21 protein-coding genes are annotated in these 24,162 nt (G+C 72.3%); 6 read left to right on the top strand and 15 right to left on the bottom strand.

The features are described from left to right. Window positions 1–31 precede the first annotated feature (31 nt). The 4 genes from FXF68_RS34325 to FXF68_RS34310 form a co-directional block, all read right to left on the bottom strand. Window positions 32–451 carry a VOC family protein gene (locus tag FXF68_RS34325; protein WP_148766728.1) on the bottom strand — a complete coding sequence of 140 codons (420 nt, stop codon included), beginning with the start codon at window positions 449–451 and terminating at the stop codon, window positions 32–34. A gap of 70 nt (window positions 452–521) precedes the next feature. Next, entirely contained in the window at window positions 522–1,265 is a 744-nt protein-coding gene (locus FXF68_RS34320) for an SDR family NAD(P)-dependent oxidoreductase (protein ID WP_148766726.1), read from the bottom strand. After that, window positions 1,265–2,464 (bottom strand): ABC transporter substrate-binding protein, encoded by a 1,200-nt coding sequence (locus FXF68_RS34315; RefSeq protein WP_187438248.1) that lies wholly within the window; start codon window positions 2,462–2,464, stop codon window positions 1,265–1,267. Before FXF68_RS34315 ends, FXF68_RS34320 begins: the two co-directional genes overlap by 1 nt. Before the next feature lie 253 nt (window positions 2,465–2,717). Continuing rightward, window positions 2,718–3,869 (bottom strand): acyl-CoA dehydrogenase family protein, encoded by a 1,152-nt coding sequence (locus FXF68_RS34310; protein WP_148766722.1) that lies wholly within the window; start codon window positions 3,867–3,869, stop codon window positions 2,718–2,720. 76 nt (window positions 3,870–3,945) lie between these two features. Here FXF68_RS34310 and FXF68_RS34305 point away from each other — a divergent pair, with 76 nt between their 5' ends. After that, window positions 3,946–5,094, top strand: coding sequence for a thiolase family protein (locus tag FXF68_RS34305; protein ID WP_148766720.1), 1,149 nt, complete (start codon window positions 3,946–3,948; stop codon window positions 5,092–5,094). Window positions 5,095–5,143: 49 nt separating this feature from the next. Continuing rightward, window positions 5,144–5,896, top strand: coding sequence for an SDR family oxidoreductase (locus FXF68_RS34300; protein ID WP_148766718.1), 753 nt, complete (start codon window positions 5,144–5,146; stop codon window positions 5,894–5,896). 65 nt (window positions 5,897–5,961) lie between these two features. Here the strand turns inward: FXF68_RS34300 and FXF68_RS34295 are convergent, their stop codons facing one another. The 7 genes from FXF68_RS34295 to FXF68_RS34265 form a co-directional block, all read right to left on the bottom strand. Further along, complete coding sequence (locus FXF68_RS34295; protein ID WP_148766716.1) at window positions 5,962–6,900, bottom strand: acyl-CoA dehydrogenase family protein; 939 nt, start codon at window positions 6,898–6,900, stop codon at window positions 5,962–5,964. Further along, complete coding sequence (locus FXF68_RS34290; RefSeq protein ID WP_148766714.1) at window positions 6,890–8,347, bottom strand: class I adenylate-forming enzyme family protein; 1,458 nt, start codon at window positions 8,345–8,347, stop codon at window positions 6,890–6,892. The genes FXF68_RS34295 and FXF68_RS34290 overlap by 11 nt, the downstream gene beginning before the upstream one ends. Further along, on the bottom strand, window positions 8,344–9,459 hold the full coding sequence (locus FXF68_RS34285) for an acyl-CoA dehydrogenase family protein (protein WP_148766712.1): 1,116 nt from the start codon (window positions 9,457–9,459) through the stop codon (window positions 8,344–8,346). The genes FXF68_RS34290 and FXF68_RS34285 overlap by 4 nt, the downstream gene beginning before the upstream one ends. After that, on the bottom strand, window positions 9,456–10,292 hold the full coding sequence (locus tag FXF68_RS34280; protein WP_187438247.1) for an enoyl-CoA hydratase/isomerase family protein: 837 nt from the start codon (window positions 10,290–10,292) through the stop codon (window positions 9,456–9,458). Before FXF68_RS34280 ends, FXF68_RS34285 begins: the two co-directional genes overlap by 4 nt. 64 nt (window positions 10,293–10,356) lie before the next feature. Further along, window positions 10,357–11,547 (bottom strand): CaiB/BaiF CoA transferase family protein, encoded by a 1,191-nt coding sequence (locus FXF68_RS34275; protein ID WP_281292245.1) that lies wholly within the window; start codon window positions 11,545–11,547, stop codon window positions 10,357–10,359. 8 nt (window positions 11,548–11,555) lie between these two features. Continuing rightward, window positions 11,556–12,335: an IclR family transcriptional regulator gene (locus FXF68_RS34270; protein ID WP_148766708.1), complete on the bottom strand. Its 780-nt coding sequence runs from the start codon at window positions 12,333–12,335 to the stop codon at window positions 11,556–11,558. A gap of 194 nt (window positions 12,336–12,529) precedes the next feature. Beyond that, window positions 12,530–13,762, bottom strand: coding sequence for an acyl-CoA dehydrogenase family protein (locus FXF68_RS34265; RefSeq protein ID WP_148766706.1), 1,233 nt, complete (start codon window positions 13,760–13,762; stop codon window positions 12,530–12,532). Between the two features lie 74 nt (window positions 13,763–13,836). Between FXF68_RS34265 and FXF68_RS34260 the strand changes: the two genes are divergently transcribed. Together FXF68_RS34260 and FXF68_RS34255 are read left to right on the top strand one after the other, a co-directional pair. Continuing rightward, the gene (locus FXF68_RS34260) at window positions 13,837–14,613 is read left to right on the top strand and encodes a crotonase/enoyl-CoA hydratase family protein (RefSeq protein ID WP_148766704.1); all 777 of its coding nucleotides are present in this window, start codon (window positions 13,837–13,839) and stop codon (window positions 14,611–14,613) included. 97 nt (window positions 14,614–14,710) lie between these two features. Next, the gene (locus tag FXF68_RS34255; protein ID WP_148766702.1) at window positions 14,711–15,547 is read left to right on the top strand and encodes a DNA-directed RNA polymerase subunit alpha C-terminal domain-containing protein; all 837 of its coding nucleotides are present in this window, start codon (window positions 14,711–14,713) and stop codon (window positions 15,545–15,547) included. Between the two features lie 86 nt (window positions 15,548–15,633). Here the strand turns inward: FXF68_RS34255 and FXF68_RS34250 are convergent, their stop codons facing one another. The 3 genes from FXF68_RS34250 to FXF68_RS34240 all read right to left on the bottom strand — a co-directional run bounded on the left by FXF68_RS34250 (window position 15,634) and on the right by FXF68_RS34240 (window position 19,917). Continuing rightward, entirely contained in the window at window positions 15,634–18,069 is a 2,436-nt protein-coding gene (locus FXF68_RS34250; RefSeq protein WP_222870215.1) for a M28 family peptidase, read from the bottom strand. A 369-nt stretch (window positions 18,070–18,438) separates the two neighbouring features. Next, window positions 18,439–19,221: an oxidoreductase gene (locus FXF68_RS34245; RefSeq protein ID WP_148766700.1), complete on the bottom strand. Its 783-nt coding sequence runs from the start codon at window positions 19,219–19,221 to the stop codon at window positions 18,439–18,441. 117 nt (window positions 19,222–19,338) lie between these two features. After that, the gene (locus FXF68_RS34240; RefSeq protein ID WP_148766698.1) at window positions 19,339–19,917 is read right to left on the bottom strand and encodes a TetR/AcrR family transcriptional regulator; all 579 of its coding nucleotides are present in this window, start codon (window positions 19,915–19,917) and stop codon (window positions 19,339–19,341) included. 93 nt (window positions 19,918–20,010) lie between these two features. On the opposite strand from FXF68_RS34240, the gene FXF68_RS34235 reads away from it, so the two are divergent. After that, the gene (locus FXF68_RS34235; protein ID WP_148766696.1) at window positions 20,011–20,214 is read left to right on the top strand and encodes a hypothetical protein; all 204 of its coding nucleotides are present in this window, start codon (window positions 20,011–20,013) and stop codon (window positions 20,212–20,214) included. A 266-nt stretch (window positions 20,215–20,480) separates the two neighbouring features. After that, window positions 20,481–23,168 carry a type 1 periplasmic-binding domain-containing protein gene (locus tag FXF68_RS34230; RefSeq protein WP_148766694.1) on the top strand — a complete coding sequence of 896 codons (2,688 nt, stop codon included), beginning with the start codon at window positions 20,481–20,483 and terminating at the stop codon, window positions 23,166–23,168. A gap of 9 nt (window positions 23,169–23,177) precedes the next feature. Here FXF68_RS34230 and FXF68_RS34225 read toward each other — a convergent pair whose 3' ends face one another. Beyond that, entirely contained in the window at window positions 23,178–24,026 is an 849-nt protein-coding gene (locus FXF68_RS34225; protein WP_148766692.1) for an alpha/beta fold hydrolase, read from the bottom strand. Window positions 24,027–24,162: the final 136 nt, after the last annotated feature.

Raw genomic sequence — 24,162 nt, 5'->3', positions numbered from 1 at the left:
GGACTCCTTCCAGGGCTGCCGACGCGCTGGGTCACTCGACCCGCTGGTTGATCTCCACCACGTTCATCGACGGGTCGTAGGTGTAGACCTGGTGGAATCCCTTGTAGGACCAGGTCCCGGCGTCGTTGAAGGGCATGCCCTGCTCGCCGAGCCGCCGCATGACGCCCTGGATGTCGTCCACCTGGATGGCGATGTGGCCGTTGATGACGGGGTGCACGCGCAGGTCGTTGTCCCAGGGCAGCGACGGGGTCGGCTTGCAGATGTGGATCTGGCGGCCGTTGTGGTCCTCGAACAGGGCGACGAAGTCGCTTCCGGTCTCCAACTGGCCCTGCTCGCCGTCACCGGACCACGGGAACTGGATCTCCTTCATGCCGAACACGGCGTTGTAGAAGCGGACCATCGCCCGGACGTCGTGGGCGGGGATGTTGACGTGGTGCAGGTTCCAGCTCATGATTCCTTCGTTCTCCCGTTTCTTTCGAGGACGTTCGAGGTCAGGGGGCGGGCGGTCGGCCAATCGGAGGTCAGATCCGCAGGGGGAAGCCGCCGCCGACGGTGAGGGTCTCGCCGGTGACGAACCCGGCGGCCTCCGAGGCGAGGAAGAGCGCGGGCCCGACGAGGTCGGCGGTCCGGCCCTGCCGCGCGATCAGCTGCTTGGACGAGATGAAGTCGGCCAGCAGCGCGGGCGGCAGGTCCGCCATCGCGGCGTCGGTGTCCATCGGGCCGGGCGCGACGCAGTTCACCCGGATCCCGTCGGCGGCGAGCTCGGCGGCGAGCGCCGTGGTCACGCCGCGCACCGCCAGCTTCGTCACGCCGTACACGTCGCGGGGGACGATGCCCGACACCGACGAGACGTTGATGATGCTGGCGTTCGGCGACTCGGCCAGCCAGGGCCGGGCGCTCCGCGCGCACCGGACGAGGCCGACGACGTTGACCGACAGGATCGACATCCACCCCGCGCTGTCGATCTCGGTCGCCGGACGCGACCAGGCCATCAGGTGCAGTCCCGCGTTGTTGACCAGGCAGTCGATCCGGCCCGCCCAGGCGGCGATCTCCTCCATCGCCGCCTGGACCGACTCGTCGTCGCCGACGTCGCAGCGCACTCCCCGGGCGGCGTCGCCGCCGAGCTCCGCGGCGGTGGCCTTCGCCTGGTCGAGGTCGAGGTCGGCGAGCGCCACCCGGGCCCCGTCCGCGACCCATGCCTCGGCGAGGGTGCGCCCGATCCCGCGGGCGCCCCCGGTGATCACGACCAGCGGCCGGCCCGCCATCAGCCGCAGCTCGGCTGGTAGGTCGCCCAGTTCTGGCCGGGCCGGTTCTGCGCGTCGAAGGTGCGCAGGACGATCCCGCACAGCCCGTCCGAGCCCATGTGCTTGTCGGGGCCGAACGACATCGTGAACCCGGTGCCGCCGAAGCTCGCCTCGAACTTGGTGACCTTCTGCAGCGCCTCGTTGATCGCCTTCGAGTCGGCGTCCGCGCCCGCGTCCTTGATCACCTTCGCGATCAGGTGGACGCTGTCGTAGCCCTGCGCGGAGAACGCCGTGAGCGCCTTGAACTTGTCGCCGTTGCGCGCCTTCAGCTTGGCGATGAGGTCGTTGGACCGGGTGTTCTGCGAGGAGATCGCGCTCGCGTAGACGAGGCCGTCCAGCGTCCCCGGCTTGGCGAGCGCCCAGGTCTCGGGCTGGTTGCCGATCGAGGCGAGCGAGAAGCGCGGCTTGTCGGGAAGGGCCTGCTTGAGGGCGTTCTGGAAGAGCACCTCCAGCTGGCCGCCGAGCGAGGAGACGAGGACCGCGTCCGGCTTGGACCGGCTCAGCCTGCTGACCTGGGTGGTGACGTCGGTCGCGTTCAGCGGCGCCTTCTCCTTGGCGACGAGTTCCACGCCCGCCTTCTCCAGGGTCGGCAGCAGCGCGTCGTTCAGGCCCGCCATCGTCGGGGAGTCGTCGGTGAGGACGGCGACCCGCTTGTACCCGGCCTTGGCGAACGCGGCGCCGTACACGGTGCCGACGTCGGTCACCGGGTTGGCGAGGATGTAGGAGTAGCCGTTGTTCGGCGGCTGCGCGATCGCGCCGAGGATGTTCGTCGGCGAGATCGCCGCGACGTGCTCCTGCTGGACGATCGGCTTGACCTGCGCCGCCGACGCGGAGCCGGAGTTCATCAGGATGATCCGGGCCTTCGCGTTGACCAGCTTGCGCACCAGCGCGGGCGACTGGCTCGGCTCGCCGCCGTCGCTGTAACGGACGAGCTTCAGCTTCTTGCCGTCGATCCCGCCGCCGTCGTTGATCTCCGACAGCGCCAGCTCGATCCCGCGCGTCGCCTCGGCGGACGTCGCCGCGGTGCCGCCCGCGGTGTCCTCGATCATGCCGACGACGATGTCGCCGCCGTCCCCCGACGAGCCGCCGCACGCACCGGCCGAGAGGCACAGCACGGCCGCGGCGAGGCTCACCCCCAAAGACCGGGTTCCAACCGCCATGGCGGGCCTCCATCGTTCGTGTTTCCAGTGGGGTGGGTGCATGTTCTCGCGGTTTGTTCTCACACAAGAACAGCGTTCTGCATAACGTAAGCCAGGTCGGCGGAGCACGTCAACCACCTGATGACACCCTTTTCACAGCGGCCACAGGGGGCGCCGGCGCGCGCCGCCGAGCACCCCGAAACGGGCGATGAGCTGGGAAAAGTAGCCCACGGGGGCGGGCCCGGCGATCTCGGCGGTCCGCTCAGCGCAACGCTCAGCGCAACGCGGACCGGCCGAGCAGATGCTTGCCCATCTGGAGGACCTGGATCTGCGAGGTGCCCTCGGGGATCGTCGCCTCGCGGGCGTCGCGGAAGTACCGCTCGACCGGGAACTCCTCCATCAGCCCCGCGCCGCCGTGGACCTGCAGCGCCAGCGTCGCGCTGCGTCCCGCGGTCTCGCCGCAGTAGTACTTCGCCATCGAGCACTCGTAGCGGCCGTCCCCGCCCGCGTCGAGCACGCGGGCGGCGTCGTACCCGAGCAGCCGGGCGGTCTGGGTGCCGACCGCGATGTCGACCACCATCTGCTGGACGAGCTGGAACTCCGCCAGGCTCTTGCCGAACTGCCTGCGCTCCCGGCTGAACCTGACCGCCGCCTCCAGGCACGCCTGCGACAGGCCGACCGCGCCCATCGCCATGTTCAGCCGCCCCTGGTTGACCGCGGCCATCGCGAGCCCGAACCCGGAGCCGGGCTCGCCGAGCAGGTTCCCGGCGGGGATCCGGACGTCGTCGAAGACCAGCTCGCAACTGGTCGTGCTGCGCACCGGCATGTGCGCGATGTCGTGCACGCCGTACGGCGACTCGGCGGCGTCCACCAGGAACGCCGAGACCCCGCGGTCGTTGCCGTCCTCGTCGAGCTGGCGCGCGAGCAGGATCCCGAAGTCGGCGCGCAGCGCGTTGGTGATGTAGATCTTGCGGCCGTTGAGCACGAACGAGTCGCCGTCGCGGCGGCCCGTGCAGCGCAGCGCGCCCGCGTCCGACCCGGCCTCCGCCTCGGTGAGCGCGAACCAGCCGAACCGCGACGCGGCCAGCATCGGGTCCAGGAACCGGGCCCGCTGGGCGTCGGTCCCGGCCCGGCTGAGCAGCATCGCGACCATGCCCTGGACGTTCACCGTGGTCCGCAGCGAGCCCCAGCAGCGCCCGGCCTCCTCCATGAGGACGGCCTGCGCCATCGCGCTGACCTCGTCGCCGCCGTGCTCGCGGGCGACCGCGCCCCGCACGTATCCGAACTCGTAGAGCCCGCCGAGCAGGTCCCAGGGGAACTCGCGGCGCCGCTCGTAGTCGGCGACCAGCGGCGCGACCTCGGCGTCGAGGTAGCGGCGCAGTGCCTCCTGGAGGTCCCGTTCCTCGGTGTTCAACGCGATTGACATCCGCCGTCCTTGCCTTAATCTGTTCACCAGTAAGAACAGTGAACAACATACAGAACAACCTGTCGAGAGGTCCGGGATGAGCGCCACACCTGTCATCGTCGACGCGGTCCGCACCCCGATCGGGCGCCGCAACGGCGCCCTCTCGGGCGTCCATCCGGTGGACCTGACCGCGCACGTGCTGACCGCGATCCTCGAACGCAACGGGCTCGACCCGGGGCGGATCGACGACGTCGTCTGGGGCTGCGTCACGCAGATCGGCGCGCAGTCGAGCAACGTCGGCCGCCTCGGCGCGCTCGCCGCGGGCTGGCCGGAGGCGGTGCCGGGGACGACCGTCGACCGCGCCTGCGGCTCCAGCCAGCAGGCGCTGCACTTCGCCGCCGCCACCGTCGCCTCCGGCCAGCAGGACATCGTGATCGCGGGCGGCGTCGAGTCGATGTCGATGGTCCCGATCGGATCGGCGCGGGCGGTCGGCGCCCCGTACGGGCCGCGGGTCAAGGCCCGCTACGGCACCGACACGTTCAGCCAGGGCCTCGGCGCGGAGACCATCGCCGAGCGCTGGAAGCTGAGCCGGACGGAGCTGGACGAGCTGTCCCTCCGCTCGCACGAGCGGGCCGCCACCGCCACCGACGCGGGCGCCTTCGAGAACCAGCTCGCGGTGGTCGACCTGCCCGAGGGCTCCCTCGCCGCGGACGAGGGCATCCGCCGGGACACCTCGGCGGAGAAGCTCGCCGCCCTCAAACCCGCCTTCCGCGACGACGGCGTCGTCACGGCGGGCAACGCCTCGCAGATCTCCGACGGCGCCGGAGCGCTGCTGATCATGACCGACCGAAAGGCCGCCGAGCTCGGGCTGCGCCCGCTGGCCGCGTTCCGGCACGGCGTCGTCGTCGGCGACGACCCGGTCACCATGCTCACCGCGCCGATCCCCGCCACCCGGAAGCTCCTCGACCGCGCCGGGATCGCCATCGGCGACATCGACGCGTTCGAGGTGAACGAGGCGTTCGCCTCGGTGGTCGCGGCCTGGCAGCGCGAGACCGGCGCCGACCCGGCCCGGGTCAACCCGCTCGGCGGCGCCATCGCGGTCGGGCACCCGCTCGGCGGGTCCGGGGCCATTCTGATGACCCGGCTCGTCCACCACCTGCGCGACAACGACCTCCGCTTCGGCCTCCAGGCCATGTGCGAGGCGGGCGGGATGGCGAACGCCACGCTCGTCGAGCGCTGGTCGTGAACGGCCCGAGCCCCCGCACCCCCTTCCCAGAACCGATGAGGAACACAGCGTGAAGATCGAGTCGTCCACCTTCGTCGTCACCGGGGCCGCGTCCGGGCTCGGCCGGGCCACCGCCGAGCTGCTGCTCGACCGCGGCGCCACCGTGGTCGGGACCGACCTGCGGCCGCGGGCGGCGGACGCGGCCGCGATCCCCTTCGTCGAGGCCGACATCACCGACGAGGCCGCGATGACCGCCGTGTTCGACGCCGCGCGGGAGCGGCACGGGGGCGTGCACGGGGTCGTCCACTGCGCGGGGCGCGGCGGCGACCGGGTGCGGATCCTCGACCGCGACGGACGGCCCGGCTCGCTGGAGTCGTTCGGCGACGTCGTCCGCACCAACCTCATCGGCACCTACAACGTGCTCCGGCTGGGCGCGCGGGCGCTCAGCGGCAACGACCCCGTGGGCGGCGAGCGGGGGGCGATCGTGCTGACCGCCTCGGTGGCCGCGTTCGACGGCCAGATCGGGCAGACGTCGTACTCGGCGTCCAAGGCGGGCGTGCACGGGATGGTGCTGGTCGCCGCCCGCGACCTCGCCTCCCGGGGGATCCGGGTCAACGCGATCGCGCCCGGCATCTTCGACACGCCCATGCTCGCCCGGCTGCCGGAGACGACGCGCGCCTCCCTGTCCGCGACGGTGCCCTACCCGAAGCGGCTCGGCGACCCGGGCGAGTACGCCGAACTCGCCGTCCAGCTCCTCTCCAACGGCTACCTCAACGGCGAGACGATCCGGCTCGACGGCGCGATCCGCATGGCGCCGCGCTGACCCGGCCGGAAGACACCAGAGAGGCGCGACCCGGCACGGGTCGCGCCTCTTTCGTTCGGCGCCGCTCAGGCGGCCGGTATCAGGCCGACCTCACGGGCGAGCCGCTCGGCCTCGGTGGCCGACTGGGCGACCCGCTGCCCGAGCCAGGACAGCGGCCCTTCGAGCGAGAAGCCGATCGCGCCGTAGGTCTGGTGCGCCTGGTAGACGGCCTGCCGGGACGCCCGCGCCGCCGCCCGCAGCGCGACGTGCACGTCGAACCCGGCCGCGCGCGGGTCGTCCGCGCCGTCCAGCGTGTGGGCGGCGCGGCGCGCCAGCAGCGCCGCCGCCCGGACCTGCGCGTCGACCTCGGCCAGCGGGTGAGCGACCGCCGTGAAGTCGCCGATCCGTTTCCGGAACTGGGTGCGCTGCCCGGCGTAGACGACGACGTCGGACAGCACCCGCTGGCCCGCGCCCGCCAAGTAGGCGGCCAGGCCGAGCCGGGCGAGCAGCGCGGCGCCCGGCCCGACCAGTACCTCGGGGCCCGCGGGCACGAGGTCGGCGGCGACGACCGGCTCATGGCCGAGCGAGACCCACTCCTCGCGCCCCTCCCCTAGCGCGACCGGCCGGACGCGCCAACCCGCCTCGTCGTAGCGGCCCAGCTCGAACAGCCGGTCGGCGCTCACGCCCCACGGCATCGCAGAGGCCGTGCCCGCGGCCGGCACCAGCTCCCCCGCCATCACCGCCTCGGCGTCGTCGGCGGGCAGCGCGTCCAGGACGAGGAGGGTCTGCCACCACGGGCCGGGGCAGCCGCCCCGGCCGAGCGCGTCGCCCGCCGCGACCACGTCCATGGCCCCGGCGCCGAGGTCGGGCGCGGTGAGCGCCAAAGCGCCCGCCTCCGCGATCGCGGCCCACTTGGCGCGGGGGAAGACCGGCTCGGACTCCGGTTCCGGCAGGTCCGCCAAGACGCGCGCCAACGTCTCCTGGAAATCGCGCTGCTCCTGGGAGTAGGGCCAGTCAGTGCTCATCGAGCCACCCCTTCAGCGCACGCTTGTCGATCTTCATGGCGGTGGTCAGCGGCATCGCGTCGCGGACGACGATCCGCTTCGGCACCTTGTACCCGGCGAGCCGCTCCCGGCAGTGGCGGCCGAGGACGCCGACGAGATCATCGAAAGCTCGGGACACGGGGACCACCACCGCCTCCACCCGCTCGCCCCAGTCGGGGTCGGGGACGCCGACGACGGCGGCCTGCGCCACGTCGGCGTGCTCGCACAGCACCCGCTCCACCTCGCTCGGGAAGACGTTCTCGCCGCCGGTGATGATCAGCTCCTTGAGCCGTCCGCGCAGCTCGACGACGCCGTCCGGGCGGCGGGCGCCGAGGTCGCCCGAGCGGACGCCCTCCGCCGGGACGGGCCGCAGTTCCCCGCCGACGAGGTAGCCCGCCATCTGCCAGGGCGCGCGGATCACCAGCTCGCCGACCTCCCCCGGCGCGACGGGCGCGCCGTCCGGGGCGACGATCCGCAGCTCGGCTCCGGGCACCGGGCGGCCGATCCCGCTCATCCGCCCGCCGTCCTCCCAGGAGCGCAGCCGCGACACCGCGCCGACCTCGGTGGCGCCGTAGCCGGTGATCAGCGTGGCGCCGCCGAAGCCGCGGCGGAGCCGCTCGGGCAGGTCGGGCTCGGCCGCGGTCGAGCCGAACAGCACGGCGCGGACGTGCCCCGTTCGGGACGGGTCGAACGCGGGATGCCCGAGGATCCGGTTGAGCGCGGTCGGCGGCCCGAACAGCCGGTTCGCGCGGCCGGTGAGCAGCAGGTCCACCGCCCGGCCCGCGTCGAAGCGCGGCTCGACGACCAACCGGCCCCCGGCGTACAGCGTCGCGAACGCGCAGGTGGCGAGCGCGACGTGGAAGAACGGCGCGAAGTACAGCTCGGCGTCGGTGCGGCGCGTTTCGAGGACGTGCGCGCTGCACGGGAGGTAGGCGGCGAGTCCGGCGGTCGTCCAGACGGCGCCGCGCGGCGTCCCGGTCGTCCCGCCGGTCCCGAAGACGATCGCGGGAGCGTCCCCCGGGACCGCGCGGGGCTGCCAGGACCCGGCCTCCCCCACCAGCTCGACGCTCGGGTACGACGGCGCGGACGCCGCCGGGCGGTGCCCGTCGCCGACGACGATCGCGGACGGCCGGACCGCGTCCAGGTACAGGTCCAGTTCGGCCGGTGCGAGCTTGACGTTCAGCGGCGCGGCCGCCGCGCCCGTCGCCATGATCCCGATCAGCGCCGCGAGGTGCTCGGCGCTCGGGTCGAGCGCCGTCCCGACGCGGTCGCCGGGCCCGATGCCGCGGTCGGCCAGCGCGGCGCCGATCTCCCGGGCGCGCCGCCACAGGTCGCCCCAGCTCCACTCGGCCGCCGGGTCGGCGACGGCGGGGTCCGCCGGGGTCTGCTCCGCGCGGGCGCGCACCACCTCCACGAACGAGCCGGTCATCGGCCACCGAGCCCGAACTCGGCGCGCGCCAGGACGCCGCGCATGATCTCCGACGAGCCGCCCGCCAGGGTCTCCATCATCGACTCGCGCCACAGGAAGGCGAGGTCGTCGTCGCGGCGGGTGGCCTCCAGGTAGCCGAGTTCCAGCGCGGCCCGCGCGATCTCCTGGGTCGCGCGCGAGCCGACGAGCTTCACGCGCGCGGCCTCGGCGGTGCAGTCGGCGCCGTCCAGGGCGCGGGCCAGCGCCTCGGCCGCGAGCACCTCGACGGCCTGGACGTCGACCGTGAGCCGCTCGACGCGATCCCGCAGCAGCGGGTCGTCCAGAAAGCCGTGCTCCCGCGCCCAGCCCACCAGGCTCTCCAGGTCGCGGCGGACGCGGCCGGGCAGCACCATCAGATGCCGCTCGACCGCCAGCGCCTCCCGGATCAGCCGCCACGCCTGGCCCTCCGCGCCGACCCGGTCGGTCACCGGCACGACCACGTCGTCGAGGAAGACCTCGTTGAGGCGGTGCCCGTCGATGGTCTCGATCGGCCTGATGTCGACGCCGGGGGCCCGCAGGTCGAGGATGAGCAGCGTGTGCGGGTCGCCGTCGGCCACGCCCTCGGCCCGGCACAGCAGCCAAAGGTAGTCGGAGTGGTGGGCGTCGGACGTCCAGCGCTTCTCCCCCGTGACCCGGTACACGTCCCCGTCGCGGACGGCCCGGGTGCGCACCGCGCGCAGGTCCGAGCCCGCCTCCGGCTCGGAGTAGCCGAGCGCGAAGGAGACGTCGCCGAGCGCGATGCCGGGCAGGAAGCGCGCCTTCTGGTACTCGGTCCCGTGCACGACGAGGGTCTTCGCGACGATCCCGGCGGCGAGGTCGGGACGCGCGGCGCGGGCATGGGCGAGTTCGTCCCACAGCGCGAACTCGTGGGCGAGCGTCGCGGGGACGGCGCCGTCCTCGCCGGGCCAGCCCAGCGAGAGCCAGCCGCGCCGGCCCAGCTCGCGGTAGAGGTCGCGGGTCGCGCCGCCGCGGCCGTGGAAGAACTGGCGTGGGTCGAGGGCGTCGCCCATCCCGTCCAGCAGCGCGCGGACCTCGGCGCGGAACGTCTCGACGTCCCCGGGTTCAGCGGTCATCGCTCACCGTCCACGCTCACCGTCCACTTCGGCGGGCGCTTCTCGGCGAAGGCACGCGCGCCCTCCAGGAAGTCTGGATGGGACCAGTGCCGCTGCGCCGTGCGCCACGCCTCCTCGGCGGCGGCGTGCGGCGGGCGCCCCAGCGACTCCCACAGCAGCGCGCGGGACAGCTCGACCGCGCGCGGCGAGTTCGCCGCGATGCAGGACGCGATGTGCAAGGCGGTCGACTGCAGCTCGGCGGCGGGGACGACCTCGTCGACCAGCCCCAGCGCGTATGCCCGGGCGGCGTCGAGCCGGAACGACGAGCCCTGGAGGGTCATCCGCATCGCCGTGCCGAACGGCAGCCGGTGGGTCAGGCCGATGTTCTCGACCGCCCCGACCTGGCCGACGCTGACGTGGGTGTCCATGAACGCGGCGTGCTCGGCGGCGATCACCACGTCCGAGTCGACGACGAAGTGCAGCCCGCCCCCGGCGGCGACGCCGTTGACCGCGCAGACCACCGGCTTGCGGACGCCGCCGCCGAGCGGCGACCAGACGATCGGCTCCCGCCGCGCGGAGGCGGACGGCACCTCGCCGGTCTCGGCGATCTCCTTGACGTCGGCGCCCGTGCAGAAGTGCCGGTCGCCCGTGCCGGTCAGGAGCACGACGCGGACGTCGTCGTCGGCGTTGGCGCGCGCCCAGATGCGCGCCATCGGCTCGCGCATCCGGCGGCTCAGGGCGTTGCCGGCCTCGGGCCGGTCGAGCCGGACGACCAGGACGCCGGCGGTGACCGAGACGGCGAATCCGGGGTACTCTTCGGCACCGCCGCGATCGGGGCGCTCAGGTGAAGGCATCGACCTACTCATTCACTATAAAGAACTCAGTTCTTCATAGAATACGAGCGGCCGGTCGCCAGGGTCAAGGAAGGGCGGGCGCGGCGAACACCGCGCGGGCGGCGCGCAACTCGTCGGCTTCGTCCCGGCCAAGGCCGAGCTCCGCGAGGATCTCGGCGGTGTCGGCCGCCTGCCCGCACCGGGGCCGGGCGACCGGCGGGCTCGCGGAGAGCCTGGGCGCGGGCGCGGGCTGGCGCAGGCCGTCCCAGTCGACGAAGACGCCGCGGGCGGCGAGTTCGGGGTCGGCGGCCGCCTCGTCCGGCGTGGACACCGCCGTCACGCAGGCGTCGGTCCCGTGGAACCGCTTCCCCCATTCCGCCCTGGTCCGGGACGCGAAGATCTCGGCCAGCGCGGTCCGCTGCGCGGCCCACCGGGACCGGTCGTGCTGCGGCCAGTCGTCCGGGTCGAGTTCGAGGCCGTCCAGGAGCGCGCGGTAGAAGGGGGGCTCGATCGCGCCCACCGCGACGTACCGGTCGTCGGCCGTGCGGTAGGCGCGGTAGAAGGGAGCGGACCCGTCCAGCAGGTTCGCGCCCCGCTCCGGACGCCACGCGCCCGACCCGAGCATGCCGTGGATCATCGTGGTCAGGGACGCCGCGCCGTCCACCATGGCGGCGTCGACCACCTGCCCGCGCCCGGTCCGGCCGCGCTGGACGAGCGCCGCGAGCACGCCGAGCGCGAGGTAGGCGCCGCCGCCGCCGAAGTCGGCCACGAGGTTCAGCGGGACGGCGGGCGGCCGGTCCGGGTCGCCGATCGGGTGCAGCGCGCCGGAGCGCGCGATGTAGTTGATGTCGTGCCCGACGGTCTGCGCGAGGGGTCCGTCCTGCCCCCAGCCGGTCGCCCGGCCGTAGACCAACCCTGGGTTGACCGCGTGCAGATCCGCAGGTCCGAGGCCCAGCCGCTCCATCACCCCCGGCCGCATCCCCTCCAGGAGGACGTCCGCGGACGCCGCGAGCCGGACCGCGACCGCGCGCCCGCGCGGATGCTTGAGGTCGATTCCGATCGAGCGCTGGCCGCGCGTGCGCGGGTCGTCGGCGAGCGCCGTGTCGATCACCCCGGCGGCTCCGGCGCGGTCGATCCGGACCACCTCGGCGCCGAGGTCGGCGAGGAGCATCGCGGCGAACGGCACCGGGCCGAGCGCCGCCGGGAACACCACGCGGACGCCGCCGAGCGCCCGCTCTCCGGCCGGCCGTCCGGCCGGGGGGATCGTCGCGGGCAAGCCGCCTCCTAGCTGCTCAGCCGCCGCGACTGCACGCTGACCTCGCCGATCCGGTCGCAGACCCGGCGCAGTTCGGCGCCGTACTCGGCGGCGGTTTCGTCGTCGATGAGGTTGGAGAAGCCCACGGCGGCCACCACCAGCGTGACCCGGCCCTCGGCGTCGAACACCGGGGCCGCGACCGTGGAGATGCCGAGCGCGTAGCCCTCGTGGTCGACCGTCCAGCCGCGCTCGCGGACCAGGCCGAGCTCCTTCCGGAAGGCCTCCACGTCGGTGAGGCTCTTCGGGGTGAACGCCTGCAGCCCGTGCCGCAGGATGACCTCAAGGGACTCGGGGCTCTCGTAGGCGAGGAAGGCGCGGCCGAACGAGCCGCCCTGGATCGGGATCCGCTCCCCCGGCTGGAGGGTGATCCGGACCCGGTTCGGACGCTCCAGCTTGTCCAGCAGCGAGATCTCCTCGGCGCTCACCCGCCGGTAGATCACGATCGTGGCCTGCAGCTTCTCCAGCAGTTCGCTGAGGTAGCGGCGGGCGAGGGACAGCTCGCCGAACTGGCTGCTCGCCGCCGCGCCCAGTTCGAGCAGGGCCGGGCCGAGCCGGTAGGTGCGCGTCCGCTCGTCGTAGTCGACCACCTCAAGGTTGGTGAGGGTGCGCAGGATGTAGAAGACCGTGCTCTTGTTGATGCCGGTCGTCTCGATGATGTCGGCGAGCACCGACGGTCCGCGCTGCGCCAGGGCGTCGAGCACCGTGAAGGCGCGCGTCACCGCGGGCGCGCGGTCCTTGTCATCGGCCATGGGTCTCGTCCTTTCGCGGGCCGCACGGGTCAGTTTCGTTCCGGAGATCGGCTCCGTCTGACCGGGAAAGATGATTCCAGAACGCGCCGCCCTCCTCCGCCTCGTCAGACTCCGCCCCGTCAGACCCGGCCCTGTCAGACCCGGCCCTGTCAGACCCGGGCCCGTCAGACCCGGGCCCGTCAGACCCGGGTCCGTCAGAGGTCGCGGTCACCGGCGAGCAGGCGGCCCGCGACGAGCCTGCGCAGGATCTCCGCGGACCCGTCGGCGATCTGGACGGTGCGGATCATGTGCCACGCCTCGGCCATCCCGATCTCGGTGGTGATCCCCATCCCGCCCAGGGTCTGCATCGCCCGGTCGATCGTCCGGGTCGCCATCTCGGTGGAGAGGATCTTGCACATCGCCGACTCCTTGAGGGCGCGGTCACCGGCGTCGATCCGGGCGGCGGTGTCGAGGCCGAGGACGTGCGCGGCGTGCACGTACGTCGCGCACTCGGCCAGCGGGAACATCACCCCCTGGTGCTCGGCGAGGAGCCTGCCGAACGAGCGCCGCTCGGCCGCGTAGTCGAGGGCCTGGTCGAGCGCCCAGCGCGCCAGGCCGACGGACTTGGCGCAGTTGTACATCCGGCCCAGGCTGATCCCGCCGAGGCCGATGCCCGCGGCCTGCCCCTCCTCGCCGACGAGCAGCTCGGGCGTCACGTGGACGTCGTCGAGCGAGATGATCGCGTGGTTGCCGCCGCTCTCGCCGTACAGGCTGATGACGCTGTCCACCCGGAACCCGGGCGCGCCGGTGTCGACGAGGAAGGCCGACACGCCGCCGCTGCGGCGGGCCAGCGCGTCGGGGTCGGTCACCGCGAAGACCAGGCCGTAGTCGGCGTAGGGGCCGTTCGTCGTCCACTGCTTGGTGCCGGTCAGGCGCCATCCGCCGGACCCGTCCGGGACGGCCCTGGTCCGCATCGACCAGGCGTCGGAGCCCGCCTCGGGCTCGGACATCATGAAGCACATCGACTTCTCGCCGGACATCAGGCCCGGCAGGACCCGCTCGCGGACGTCCGCGCTGACCAGCCCGAACACGAAGCTCGGACCGGTCGCCCAGTGCGCCAGCACGTCGTGGGCGAGCCAGCGGTGCGGCCCGCTCAGCCGGTAGACCAGCTCCCAGGCGGCGTAGGTGGTGACCGCTCCCTGGCCGCCGCCGCCGAGGTCCTCGGGGACGGTCATGGTGAAGAAGCCGGCCTCCGCCGACGCCGTGCGGACCCGCCGCCGCAGCTCCTCGACGCGGTCGACGTGCCGCCCGGTCTCGTCGTACCGGCCGCGCTGGTCGTTGAGCACGGCGGCGTACTCCTCGTGGAGCGGGAAGACCTCCGCGCGGAGGAAGCCCTCCAGGCCGCTCAGGATGGCGGCCGTCTCCTCGGACACCCCGGTCGTCGACATCACGGCTCCCTCGTTGAACGCTGTTCTTGATATAGAATAACATGCGGCCAGTCAGGGACGCCCGAGGAGGACACATGGAGAAGGAAGCCGGTGACGTCGTCCTGCTGGACGCGTGCGACGGGGTCCTCACGATCACGCTGAACCGTCCCGCGAAGCGCAACGCGGTCGACCGCGCGGTCGCCGAGGCGGTCTCCGCCGCGCTGGACCGGCTGGAGGACGACGACGCCCTGCGCGTGGGCGTGCTCACCGGCGCGGGCGGCACGTTCTGCGCCGGGCTCGACCTCGACGCGTTCGCCCGCGGCGAGGCCGCCCGCTCGGCCTCGCGGGGGTTCGCCGGGATCGTCGAGCGGCCGCCCGCCAAGCCCCTGATCGCGGCCGTGGAGGGCTGGGCCCTCGGCGGCGGCTTCGAGATCCTGCTCTGCTGCGACCTCCTGGTCGCGTCCTCGACCGCCGTCTTCGGCCTGCCCGAGGTCAAGCGCGGGCTGGTCGCCCGGGGCGGCGGGGCGCTCCGCCTCACCCAGCACCTGCCGCGCGGCCGCGCCCTGGAGCTGCTGCTCACCGGCGAACCGATCAACGCCGCGGACGCGCACGCCTACGGGCTCGTGAACCGGCTGGCCGAGCCGGGTCAGGCGCTCCGGGTGGCGCGGGATCTCGCGCGCGCGGTCTCGGCGAACGCGCCGCTGGCCGTGTCGGCGGCGAAGCGGATCGTCACCGAGGCGCCCGGCTGGGGGCTCGACGAGGCGTTCCGGCGCCAGGGCGAGATCCTCGCCCCGGTCTTCGACTCGGCCGACGCCCGCGAGGGCGCGCTCGCGTTCAAGGAGAAGCGCCCCCCGGTCTGGCAGGGACGATAGACGACCGCCGAGCGAAATACCTCGAACGCGACTGCGAAGGGCGACCCCGTCGCTACGCTGTGCGGCATCCCGCCAGCGGCCGAACCCGGAGGTTCCCATGGACGAGGAGTCGCAGCCAGCCGAAAAGGCAGTCGAATACGAGATCGCGCTACCAGCGGACGCCTACTGGACGCGAGACGGGCGCATCCCCCTCGGCTCCGACCTGACCGAGGCGTTGAACCGGGCCATGAAGTACCTGGAACAAGGGGAATTCGGTTCCCTTTCGTTCGTCGCGGCCTTCGACGGCCATTGGCCCCGGGACGAGCGCACCATCGTGTACCGCGTCCAGGACGGGGTGGTGCTGACGCTCGATGGTCGTGACCTCCAGGACCAGGTGCGCACGGTCCTGGACGCCGGAGACGTCGAGGGGTGGAGCCATCTGCCGACCCCGGAGACCCCCATCCCGTTGACGGAGGTCCAGTCCCGCCTCGGGGTCCGCGTCTACAACCTCCTCGCCCGCCAGGGGTTCAGGACCCTGGACGAGGTGCTCGCCGTGCCGGAGGAGACGCTGCGCCAGGAGCGGGGCGTCGGCCGCCACTGCCTGGAGAAGATCCGGCAGCTCCGCGACCCGGAGGGGCCGCTCATCCGCGTGGCCCACACCCGGCCGGTCCGGCAGCAGGACGAGCATGCCGACCTGGTGCGGCGGCGCCTGTCCCCGGCCTCGCTGCAGCGGTACGGAGTCCTCATCGAGCCCCTCGGCCAGTGCGACCTCGCGGTGTCGGCGTTGAGCGTCATCGCCGACTCCCTGAACTCCGAGCCGCTGCCCCCGGCGGACCCCGCCGTCGTCCGGCTCCTCCGCGACGCCGCCGAGCCGGGTCTGCTGGACGCCTACCTCCGCACGCACGAGGCCGTCCCGGAGACCGGTTCGCCGGTCTCCGGGAAGCGCGCCCGCTGACCGTTCGCGCCGGGCGGAACCGTGCCCGGTCCGGGCACCCGCCCCCGGGGGGGGAAGGGCTGGACCGGGCACGTCCGGGCTATCGCCTAGCCTCGCCGGTTGCCCGGCTGGGCGCCCACGGCCACTTTCCAGAGGGCGTAGGCGATCGCGTCGGAGCAGCGGTCGAGCGCGGTCGTGTTGATGTTGTTCGGATAGCTGTCGCAGGACTGGTGGTAGCACCGGTCGAACGCCTGGTTCGCGGTGCCGCCCCACTTCTGCGCCTGGGCGGCGGACTTGGTCGCCGGGGCTCCGGTGAACAGGAACGTCGTGGCGATTCCGGCGTTGCGGAACGACCCGTCGTCACTGCAGCACTCGGAGACCTCCTCCGTCGGGACGTTGATGGAGTCGAAGTACTCCTTGAGGTTCTTCGCCAGCGGCGAGTTGATGTCGTCGATGAAGTAGCCCGGGTTCGGCGAGCCGACCATGTCGAAGTTGAAGTAGCCCTTGATCTTCGACTTGTCGGCGGCCGACAGGCGGCCGACGTAGAACTTCGAGCCGCGCAGGCCCTGCTCCTCGTCCGTCCACCAGGCGAACCGGACGTGGTTCACCATGGTGGGCTTGGTCCGGGCCAGTTGCAGCGCGACTTCCAGTTGTGCGGCGGAGCCGGTGCCGTTGTCGTTGATCCCGGGACCGGCCGCGACGCTGTCGAGATGGGCGCCGAACATGTAGACGTTGCCGTCATTGCCGCCTGGCCAGTCAGCGACGAGGTTCGGCCCCGCGCCGCTGGTGCATCCGGACGAGCACGCCTGCCGGGCCACGGTGAACCCGGCTTCCTTCAGTTTCGCCTCGATGTAGGACACCGAACCGAGGTAGCCCGCGCCCGTCGACCGGCGGGTTCCGCCGTTGCTGCTGGCGATGGTCTGGAACTGCTGCAGGTGCGCCTTGACATTCTCGACATTGATGTCAGGCGACGCCACTACTTTTGGGGAGCCACCCCCCACCGTGTACGCGGTGGAGTCGCTCACGCCCGGGGTGCAGGTCGGCTCGCCGGACTGCGCGCCGAGGCTGACCGCGTCCCACGCGGCCTTGACCTTGTTGAACTGGTCGCAGGTCTTGTCGAGGTTCTTCGCCGCGGTCAGCGTCAGGACGCGGTACCGGGGGTAGCTGGTGCCGGACGTCTTGAGCTGCATCGCGTTGTAGAAGATCTTCGCGGCGTTCAGCACGCCGATGCCGGTGACCTGGCTGTTGTTGCAGGTCGGGCTGGTCGGCTTGCCGCCGCCGGGGTTGGAGCCCTCGGCGAGCAGGTAGAACCAGTGGTTGCCTGGACCCGCGGCCTTGTGGACTTCCATGTTCGGGACGGAGCTGGAGTAGCAGTTCGGGTCGTTGTTGACCTGCGAGGGGTTGTACATGTTGCGGATCGGGCCGCTGCCGGTGAGGTTGACCAGCTCGCCGACGGTGTAGTCCGGGGTGTCGGCCGGGTTGTTCAGGAACGCCTCGACCGCTGCGCCCCAGACGTCCCCGACGAACTCCTGGGTCCCGCCGCCGGACATGCCGCCGGGGGTGAAGTTGTCCAGGCCGTGGCCGAACTCGTGGTCCACGACGTCGGTCGAGGTGATCCACTGGTTGCGGTTGTTGTGGCCGAACTGGGCGTCGGTGCCGTTCCAGTACGCGTTGACCGCGTTGAGGCCGACGCGCGCCGGGGCCCACTGGTTGTTCCGCAGGCCGGTGCGGCCGAAGGTCTTCAGCAGGTCCCAGAAACCGGCGGCGGCGTACATGACGTCGACGCAGCCGGACTCCTTGTCGGTCTTGGACGTGCTGCCCCAGACGTCGTCGGGTCCGGTGAAGACCCGGTTGCCGCTGTAGTCGGCGCAGGACATCCCGGCCCGGTTCGGGTCGCGCATCGAGTACTGGCCGCCGGACTGGGTCGTTCCGAAGGTCAGGTTCGACCCTTCCCAGATGCCGGTGCCGGTGCCCGCGTAGACGAGCTCCTGCTCGCCGAACCGCTTGCCGGTCCGGGCGTCGACGTAGACCTTCTTGCGGCTGGGCTGCTTGCCGTCGCGTCCGGACACGACCGTCTCCCACGCGAGGCGCGGGGTGCCCAGCGCGTAGACGACCAGGCGCGGCTTGGGCGCGGCGGCATCCGGGCTGGTCAGCGCGGCGCGGGCGCGTCCGGCCGCCGCGGTCTCGCTGACCTTCGGGGTGGTGGCGACGGTGATCTGACGCCGCTGCGCCACCGACAGGGTGCGCACGCGGCCCTGCCCGTCGGTGGCGACCACGAAGTCGCCGCCGACCACGGGAAGCCCGCGGTAGGTGCGCTCGTAGGCGACGTAGTACTGGTCCCAGGGCGTGCTGATCACCTGGGTCCGGATGTACTTCTCGTCCTTTCCGGTGTGCAGGTCGGCGGCGTTCGCGGCGATCAGCCGGTCCGCCGACGTGATCGCGGCCGCCTTCGGATCCGCGCCGGGCTTCTGACCGCTCGTGGTGGACGTCATGGCGGGGGCCGCCATGCCCGTGACCGCGAGCGCGGTGACCGTGACGGTCACCAGGAGATGGTTTCTGCGTTTCACAGCCGCATGCCTCCATAGGGGCGGGGGGTGAGGCCGCCCCGCGGGGTCGGGGCGGCGGCCGACGCGGCGGCGGAGCCGGGCGTGGCCGCGCGCACGGGCTCGGGAGCCGTGCGGCACGTGAACGGCCGCCGCGTCTTATGGAGGAGATTGGCATCTCTGGAACGGTCGCGGACCATCACATCTGGTCATAAATTCGCGCTATGCAGCCGTGAACTGCACATCCATGTGATCATCCGCAACGCGGGGAATTGCTTTCACGAGTCTGCGCGTCCGCCGTTCCGCGGGGGTGGGGACGCCATTGCGGCGCCCCCACCCGCGTGCGGTGTCTCCGGTGCGTCTGCTGACTCAGAGGGATTTGACGGTGCCGCCGTCGATCACGTAATCGGCACCGGTGATGTTGCCCGCGACGTCCGAGAGGAGGAACGCGATGAGGGACGCGACCTCCTCCGCCTCGGTGACGCGTCCGGTGGTGATGTTGAAGGCGGCGGGGATCTGCTTGAGGAACGCGCCGTGCTCCGCCCCGTTGGCAGCCGCGACCTTGGCTCCGAACCCTTCCGGGTCCTCCCAGATGGAGGTGCGGACCACTCCGGGCGAGACCGTGTTGACGCGCACCCCCTGCGGCCCGAACTCCTCGGCCAGGGACTTCCCGAGCGCGGCGAGGGCCGCCTTGGCGGCGCTGTAGGCGACCGGCGCGGCGGCGGGCAGCCGGGAGTTGATGGACGAGACGTTGACGATCGACCCGCGACGCTCGATCAGGCTGGGCAGGGCCGCCCGGCTGGCCCGGACCGCGCTGAGCAGGTTGAGGTCGAAGACGCGCGTCCACTGGGTGTCGTCGGTGTCGAGGAAACCGCCGAGTCGGACGTCGTCTCCAGCGCCGACGTTGTTCACCAGGAAGTCGATGCCGCCCAGTTCGGCGCGGGCGGTGCCGACGAAGGCGGCGACGCCCTCGGCGGTGCTCAGGTCCGCCGAGACGGCCAGGGCCCCGGTCTCCTTCAGTTCGGGGGTGATGGTGCGGGCGGCCCCGGCGACGGCGACGCCTTCGGCGACGAGCGTCCGGACGGCGGCGAGCCCGATGCCGCGGCTCGCTCCGGTGACGACGGCGGTCTTGGACGCGAGGTCAAGGTTCATGACGATCCTTTTCTTGAACTACAGGTACAAAATCAGGGCACGCGAAAGCCCGGACCTGCCGGGATTCGGGATCAGTTCGAGGTCGGTTCGGAGGTCGGTTCGGAGGTCGGTTCTGGGTCAGAGGGTGTCGATGGTCGCGTCGATCACCCGGAGGAGCCGTTCCGGCCCCTCGGCGACGCGGCCGAGGACGCGCATTCCCACCGCGATGTTCATGAGCAGGCTCCCCAGCGCGGCGGCGTCACGACCGGGATCGATCTCCCCGGACCGCTGCCCCTCCTCGATCAGCGCCTGGAACGCCCCCTCGGTGCGGTCGATCATGCGGCGGACGAGTTCGGTCGCCTCCTCGTCCACCCCCGCGAGTTCCGTCGCGGTGTTCGCCGCCATGCAGCCGCGGCGATCCGGGTCGCCCAGGTCCATTTCGACCAGGGCCAGCAACGTGCTCCGGAGACGTTCCTTGACCGGCCCCGGACCCTCAAGGCTCTCCACCAGGGCGACGGTCTGGCTGTCGCGGTACCGGCGGAGCGCCCGCTCGAAGAGCTCGCGTTTGCTCCCGAACGCGTTGTAGAGACTCCCCTTGCCGATGCCGAGCGCGTCCACCAGGTCCTGGGGGGTGGTGGCGGCGTATCCCTTCCGCCAGAACACCTCCATCGCCCGGTCGACGGCGACCTCCGCGTCGAACTGCCTTGGCCGTGCCATGGGCGGAACGCTACACCGTTCTGTACCTAGAGTTCAAATACAGGCGGCCGCGGCCTCGGCCAGGCCGATGCGAGGGACGTCACGCGGGTCAACATGACCTCCGACCAGGCGGGCGCGGCGTTCGCGGCCAGACGCGTGGAGGCGGCGGTGCCCTGGGAGCCGTGGCTCACCAACGCGGTCAAGAATCAACGTCGGCCTGCCGCGCCCGCGCACCACGGAAATGGTCACGGAACCGGAATTCACCGCGCCCGGCGCGCCCTCCGCGACGCCGCCGCAATCGGCCCCGCCGACGTGTGATCCGGCTGAGCGCCTCCCGCGTCCGACCGGGGCGGATCGGCGATCCGGCCGACCACCGAAGGGGTAATCCGTCTATCCGAAACCATTCGAAAAAAATGATCATTAGAATCGAAGCCGACGGCCCCCGCCGCTGATCTGCGGTGAGAACTCCGCTGTGGCATTATCTGCCGCAGCCCGGAGCGTCCATTGGGGACATGGACGCGCGGATGATCGTCACGGAGGCGGACGGTTCTCCCTCCGGCCGAGTTTCCGCAGAGGAGTCTTCGATGGGTTCTCCCGACAACCGGGCTCAGGAGTCTTCGACGGGCTTCCCCGACGACCGGGCCGGCGACTTCGTCCTCGACTTCCCGACGGCGGTGGCGCCCGAGTACCGGAACCGGTCGAGCCTCGCGACCAGCCCGCCGCTGTTCATACTGCGGGTGCCCGAGTCCGCGCATCCGGACGGCGTAGACCGCGTCGTCAGGGAACTGCGGACGGCGCTCACCGACAACGGCAACCTCGTGCCGCTGGCCCACCTGTCGGCCGAGGACGACTCCGAACTGCTGTCCGAGACCGCCGGGTTCCGGCTGATGACGGGCACGCCCCAGCACATGACGCCCGACCGGTTCCCGAACTTCCTGGTCATGCGCGACCTCATCGCCTTCATCCGGGGGAACCGGGACGCCTGGCGCACCGGCCCGCAGGCCCGCCACCTGCGGCGGCACGCCAGCGAGCAGCGGGCCCAGCGCGGCGGCCCGCTGGCCTTCACCAGAATGGAGGGCCCCAACCCGGACGGGCTCATGGGCTTCCTGATGCGGATCAGTTGGCTCTCGTTCGTGCAGCGGCTGCCGAAATGGCTGTGGGCGCGCTGGACGTCCCGCAGGGTGATCCGCCGCTGGCTGGGCGCGGAACGGATCGCCGCGGGCGGCAAGAACCTGTACCGCGTGATGGACACCGTGGGCGCCGTGTGGAGTTCGCAGTTACGCAACGACCCCGAGCACCAGGAAGCGCTCCAGCAGCTCGACCAGCTCCTCTTCCGCGCCTTGCTGGAGGATCTGCGCACCCCGGCGGTCGGCGGGATCCTGCCCCGGCGGCGCCGCCGGACGTCCCGCCCGGTCATCCTGGTGGAACTGCCGCCGCCCGGCCGGGACGGCTCCCGGGCGGCCGAGCGCTTCCTGCGCTCGGCCCACAACGCGGCCGCCACGGCCCGTCCGCCCGGCCCGCTGATCGTGGCCGTGGGGCTGCCGTCCCAGGCCCTGCTCGACGACCTCGGCGACCCGGCCGAGACCGGCTTCGCCCAAGCCGCCGCCCGTCTCTCCGAGAAGGACGGCCCGCCCGTCCTCGTGTCCTTCTCCACCGAGGCGCTGGGGAAGCGAGGGCTCGACCTGCGCAAGGTCGCGCCGCGCAGGTTCAGGTTCGGCTGGATGGTCCCCGCCGCGATCATGACCTGCGCGGCCCTCCTGGTCGGGGGCGCCGCCGGCGGGCTGATCGCACGGCAGGTCCTCGGCGACCGGAGCTGCGTCGGCGGCACCGCGTCCCTCGCCACCCGGACCGCTCCCACGCCGACCGACCCCAAGGGCTGGTACGACGCGGCGGTGCGGGAGATCGGCGAGCAGAACAAGCGCGCGGAGAAGGCCGCCGCCGACGGCAAGACCATCCGGACCGTGGTGGCGTTCGAGTCCAGCGTCCCGAAGGACGAGAACGAGACGCGCTTCGACGGCACGATCCCGGAGCTGCGCGGCATCGCGATGTGGCAGCGGAAGCTGCTCGACATCACGGTGTCCAACGACAGGGTCGTCGGGCTCCGGGTGGAGGTCAGGCCCACGGGCACGTCGTTCGCGAACGCCGTCCCGGAGGCGAGGCGGCTCGTCGCCGAGGTGCGGCGGCAGGCGGCCGACAGGAGCACCCCGTCGTACGCGCGGATCGTCGGCGTCCTCGGGTACGCGCAGAGCCGCGGCGAGACCCGGGACGCGCTCGAGGTGCTCGGCGAGGCGGGCATCCCCACGATCGGCACCACCGCGACGGCCGACGAGATGTCGGCGGGCAACGCGAGCCTCAGCTACTGGCCGTTCACCCCGTCCAACTCGACCGAGGCGCGGATCGAGGCGGACTTCGCGAGCGGGCGGAACATCGTCGCCGCGCCCGGCTCCGGCGACGGCTGCTCCCCCGCCCGCCAGGCCCTCGTCATCGAGAGCTCGGCCGACCTCTACAGCCGCAGCCTCGCCGACAAGTTCCGCACCGCGTTCCCCGGCGGCACCCAGGTGTTCGACTTCAACCAGGAGGGCCTCTTCCAGCGGGGGCTGACGACCAACGCGACGACCATGTCCAGCGCGGACGACCTGGCACGCGCGCTGTGCGGGGCGCTCAGGGCGGAGCCCGCGACCGTCGTGTACTGGTCGGCGCGGGCCCGCGACTTCACGGCCTTCATCGACGCCATGGACACCCAGGGCACCTGCACCGCCGACGACGTCACCGTCCTCGGCGGGAACGAGCTCACGAACGTCGCCCTCACCGGCGCCTTCAACGACAAGGGCTGGCTGCGGCTGTACTACTCCGCGCACCGGCTGCCCGCGACGGACCCGCGCGCCAGCGACAAGACCCGCGAGTTCGTCGACGCCTACACCGCGTTCGTGAAGCGCACCACGAAGGGCGCCGACCCCTGGGTCCAGGACGGTCATTCCGCCGTGTCCTACGACGCCTTCCACGCCCTGTCGCAGGCCGTCAACCAGGCCAGGCAGCCGAACGGAGAGGTTCTCCCCCAGGCCCCCGTCGTCGCGCTCCGCGGCGGCGTCACGTTCGACGGCGCCACCGGCTGGGTGTCGTACGGGCAGGGCACGAACGCCCCGCCCATGGACAAGACGCTCGTCCTGCTCCGCCAGTTCGCGGACCATCCGGAGGCCGTCGTGGTGTGCGGCGCGTACAAGAAGGGCGCGTCGAGCCGCGAGGAGGGCCCGCCCTGCTCCCGGTCCCGCTGAGGCCGCGCGTCAGTCCAGTTTCGTGACGATGTCGACCACCCGGTCGGGCATCGACAGGAACGGCGAGTGGGACGAGTCGAGCGTCACTACGGTCGTCGGGTTGTCCGGGAAGGCCGCGTCGGCCTCGGCGATGAACCGCCGCTGCAACGCCGGACGGATCGCCCAGTCCTGCTCGCACCTGACATACGTGCGGGGGACGGAGCCCCAGCCGTCAGAGGTCAGCCGCGTCGTCCCGAGCAGCATCGCGACCGGGCCGTCGGGCGTCAGCAGGCCGAGCGCGGCCTCGGCGGCGTCCACGGGGATGTCGTCGAAGAACGCCTTCCGGAGCCGGCGGCGGTAGTCGTCCTCGGCGGAGACGAGGTCGAGCCGCATGGCGCCCACCCGCGCGGGATCGGTCGCCAACGAGGCCGTGACCAGGCTGTCGGCGTTCTCGGGGCTCCGCGCGTAGGTGTCGGACGTGACGCCGGAGGCGGGCATGAACCCGGTCAGGTACACCGCGTGCGCCACCAGCTCCGGGACCTCCTGAACGGCGCGTGTGAGCACCGCCCCGCCCATGCTGTGGGCCACCGCCGTGACCGGACGGCCTCGTCCGAGCCGTCTGATCTGCGAGATCAGCAGCTCTCCGGCCTGGTCGAGGCCCACGTCCGCGACGGGCGAGGGCTCGGCGGCCATCTCGTCCGGGTCGAACGGGCGGGTGGCGAGGCTTCGCGGGCGGCGGGCGCGCAGCCCGTGGCCCGCCATGTCCACGGCGTGCGCGACGTGACCGGCGCCGGTCACGCGGGCGAGTACCTCGCTCCAGCACCACGAACCGAACCAGAAGCCGTGCACGAACAGCAGCGGCGGCGGACGTAACGACATGGACCACTCCCGTGGGGCTCAGCGCGGCAAATCCCACCGGATCGTACAAGCGATCAAGGACCCGGGCGCGCCTCACGGATCGGTAGATCTTTTGTTCTTCCTGCTCAGCGGCGTTTTCGTCGTTTCGTCCCTGGCT

It is taken from the genome of Actinomadura decatromicini (assembly GCF_008121305.1).
Classification (GTDB): Bacteria; Actinomycetota; Actinomycetes; order Streptosporangiales; family Streptosporangiaceae; genus Spirillospora; species Spirillospora syzygii.
The sequence above is the reverse complement of the archived record's forward strand: the minus strand, read 5'-3'. Positions and strand labels throughout refer to the sequence as shown.

Coding starts and splice junctions, on each gene's coding strand:
- FXF68_RS34265 (WP_148766706.1), bottom strand. CDS start 13,762: ATGTCGACGACCGGGGTGTCCGAGGAGACGGCCGCCATCCTGAGCGGC.
- FXF68_RS34285 (WP_148766712.1), bottom strand. CDS start 9,459: ATGACCGCTGAACCCGGGGACGTCGAGACGTTCCGCGCCGAGGTCCGC.
- FXF68_RS34295 (WP_148766716.1), bottom strand. CDS start 6,900: ATGAGCACTGACTGGCCCTACTCCCAGGAGCAGCGCGATTTCCAGGAG.
- FXF68_RS34260 (WP_148766704.1), top strand. CDS start 13,837: ATGGAGAAGGAAGCCGGTGACGTCGTCCTGCTGGACGCGTGCGACGGG.
- FXF68_RS34305 (WP_148766720.1), top strand. CDS start 3,946: ATGAGCGCCACACCTGTCATCGTCGACGCGGTCCGCACCCCGATCGGG.
- FXF68_RS34270 (WP_148766708.1), bottom strand. CDS start 12,335: ATGGCCGATGACAAGGACCGCGCGCCCGCGGTGACGCGCGCCTTCACG.
- FXF68_RS34315 (WP_187438248.1), bottom strand. CDS start 2,464: ATGGCGGTTGGAACCCGGTCTTTGGGGGTGAGCCTCGCCGCGGCCGTG.
- FXF68_RS34240 (WP_148766698.1), bottom strand. CDS start 19,917: ATGGCACGGCCAAGGCAGTTCGACGCGGAGGTCGCCGTCGACCGGGCG.
- FXF68_RS34225 (WP_148766692.1), bottom strand. CDS start 24,026: ATGTCGTTACGTCCGCCGCCGCTGCTGTTCGTGCACGGCTTCTGGTTC.
- FXF68_RS34280 (WP_187438247.1), bottom strand. CDS start 10,292: ATGCCTTCACCTGAGCGCCCCGATCGCGGCGGTGCCGAAGAGTACCCC.
- FXF68_RS34310 (WP_148766722.1), bottom strand. CDS start 3,869: ATGTCAATCGCGTTGAACACCGAGGAACGGGACCTCCAGGAGGCACTG.
- FXF68_RS34320 (WP_148766726.1), bottom strand. CDS start 1,265: ATGGCGGGCCGGCCGCTGGTCGTGATCACCGGGGGCGCCCGCGGGATC.
- FXF68_RS34255 (WP_148766702.1), top strand. CDS start 14,711: ATGGACGAGGAGTCGCAGCCAGCCGAAAAGGCAGTCGAATACGAGATC.
- FXF68_RS34230 (WP_148766694.1), top strand. CDS start 20,481: ATGGGTTCTCCCGACAACCGGGCTCAGGAGTCTTCGACGGGCTTCCCC.
- FXF68_RS34325 (WP_148766728.1), bottom strand. CDS start 451: ATGAGCTGGAACCTGCACCACGTCAACATCCCCGCCCACGACGTCCGG.
- FXF68_RS34245 (WP_148766700.1), bottom strand. CDS start 19,221: ATGAACCTTGACCTCGCGTCCAAGACCGCCGTCGTCACCGGAGCGAGC.
- FXF68_RS34235 (WP_148766696.1), top strand. CDS start 20,011: ATGACCTCCGACCAGGCGGGCGCGGCGTTCGCGGCCAGACGCGTGGAG.
- FXF68_RS34290 (WP_148766714.1), bottom strand. CDS start 8,347: ATGACCGGCTCGTTCGTGGAGGTGGTGCGCGCCCGCGCGGAGCAGACC.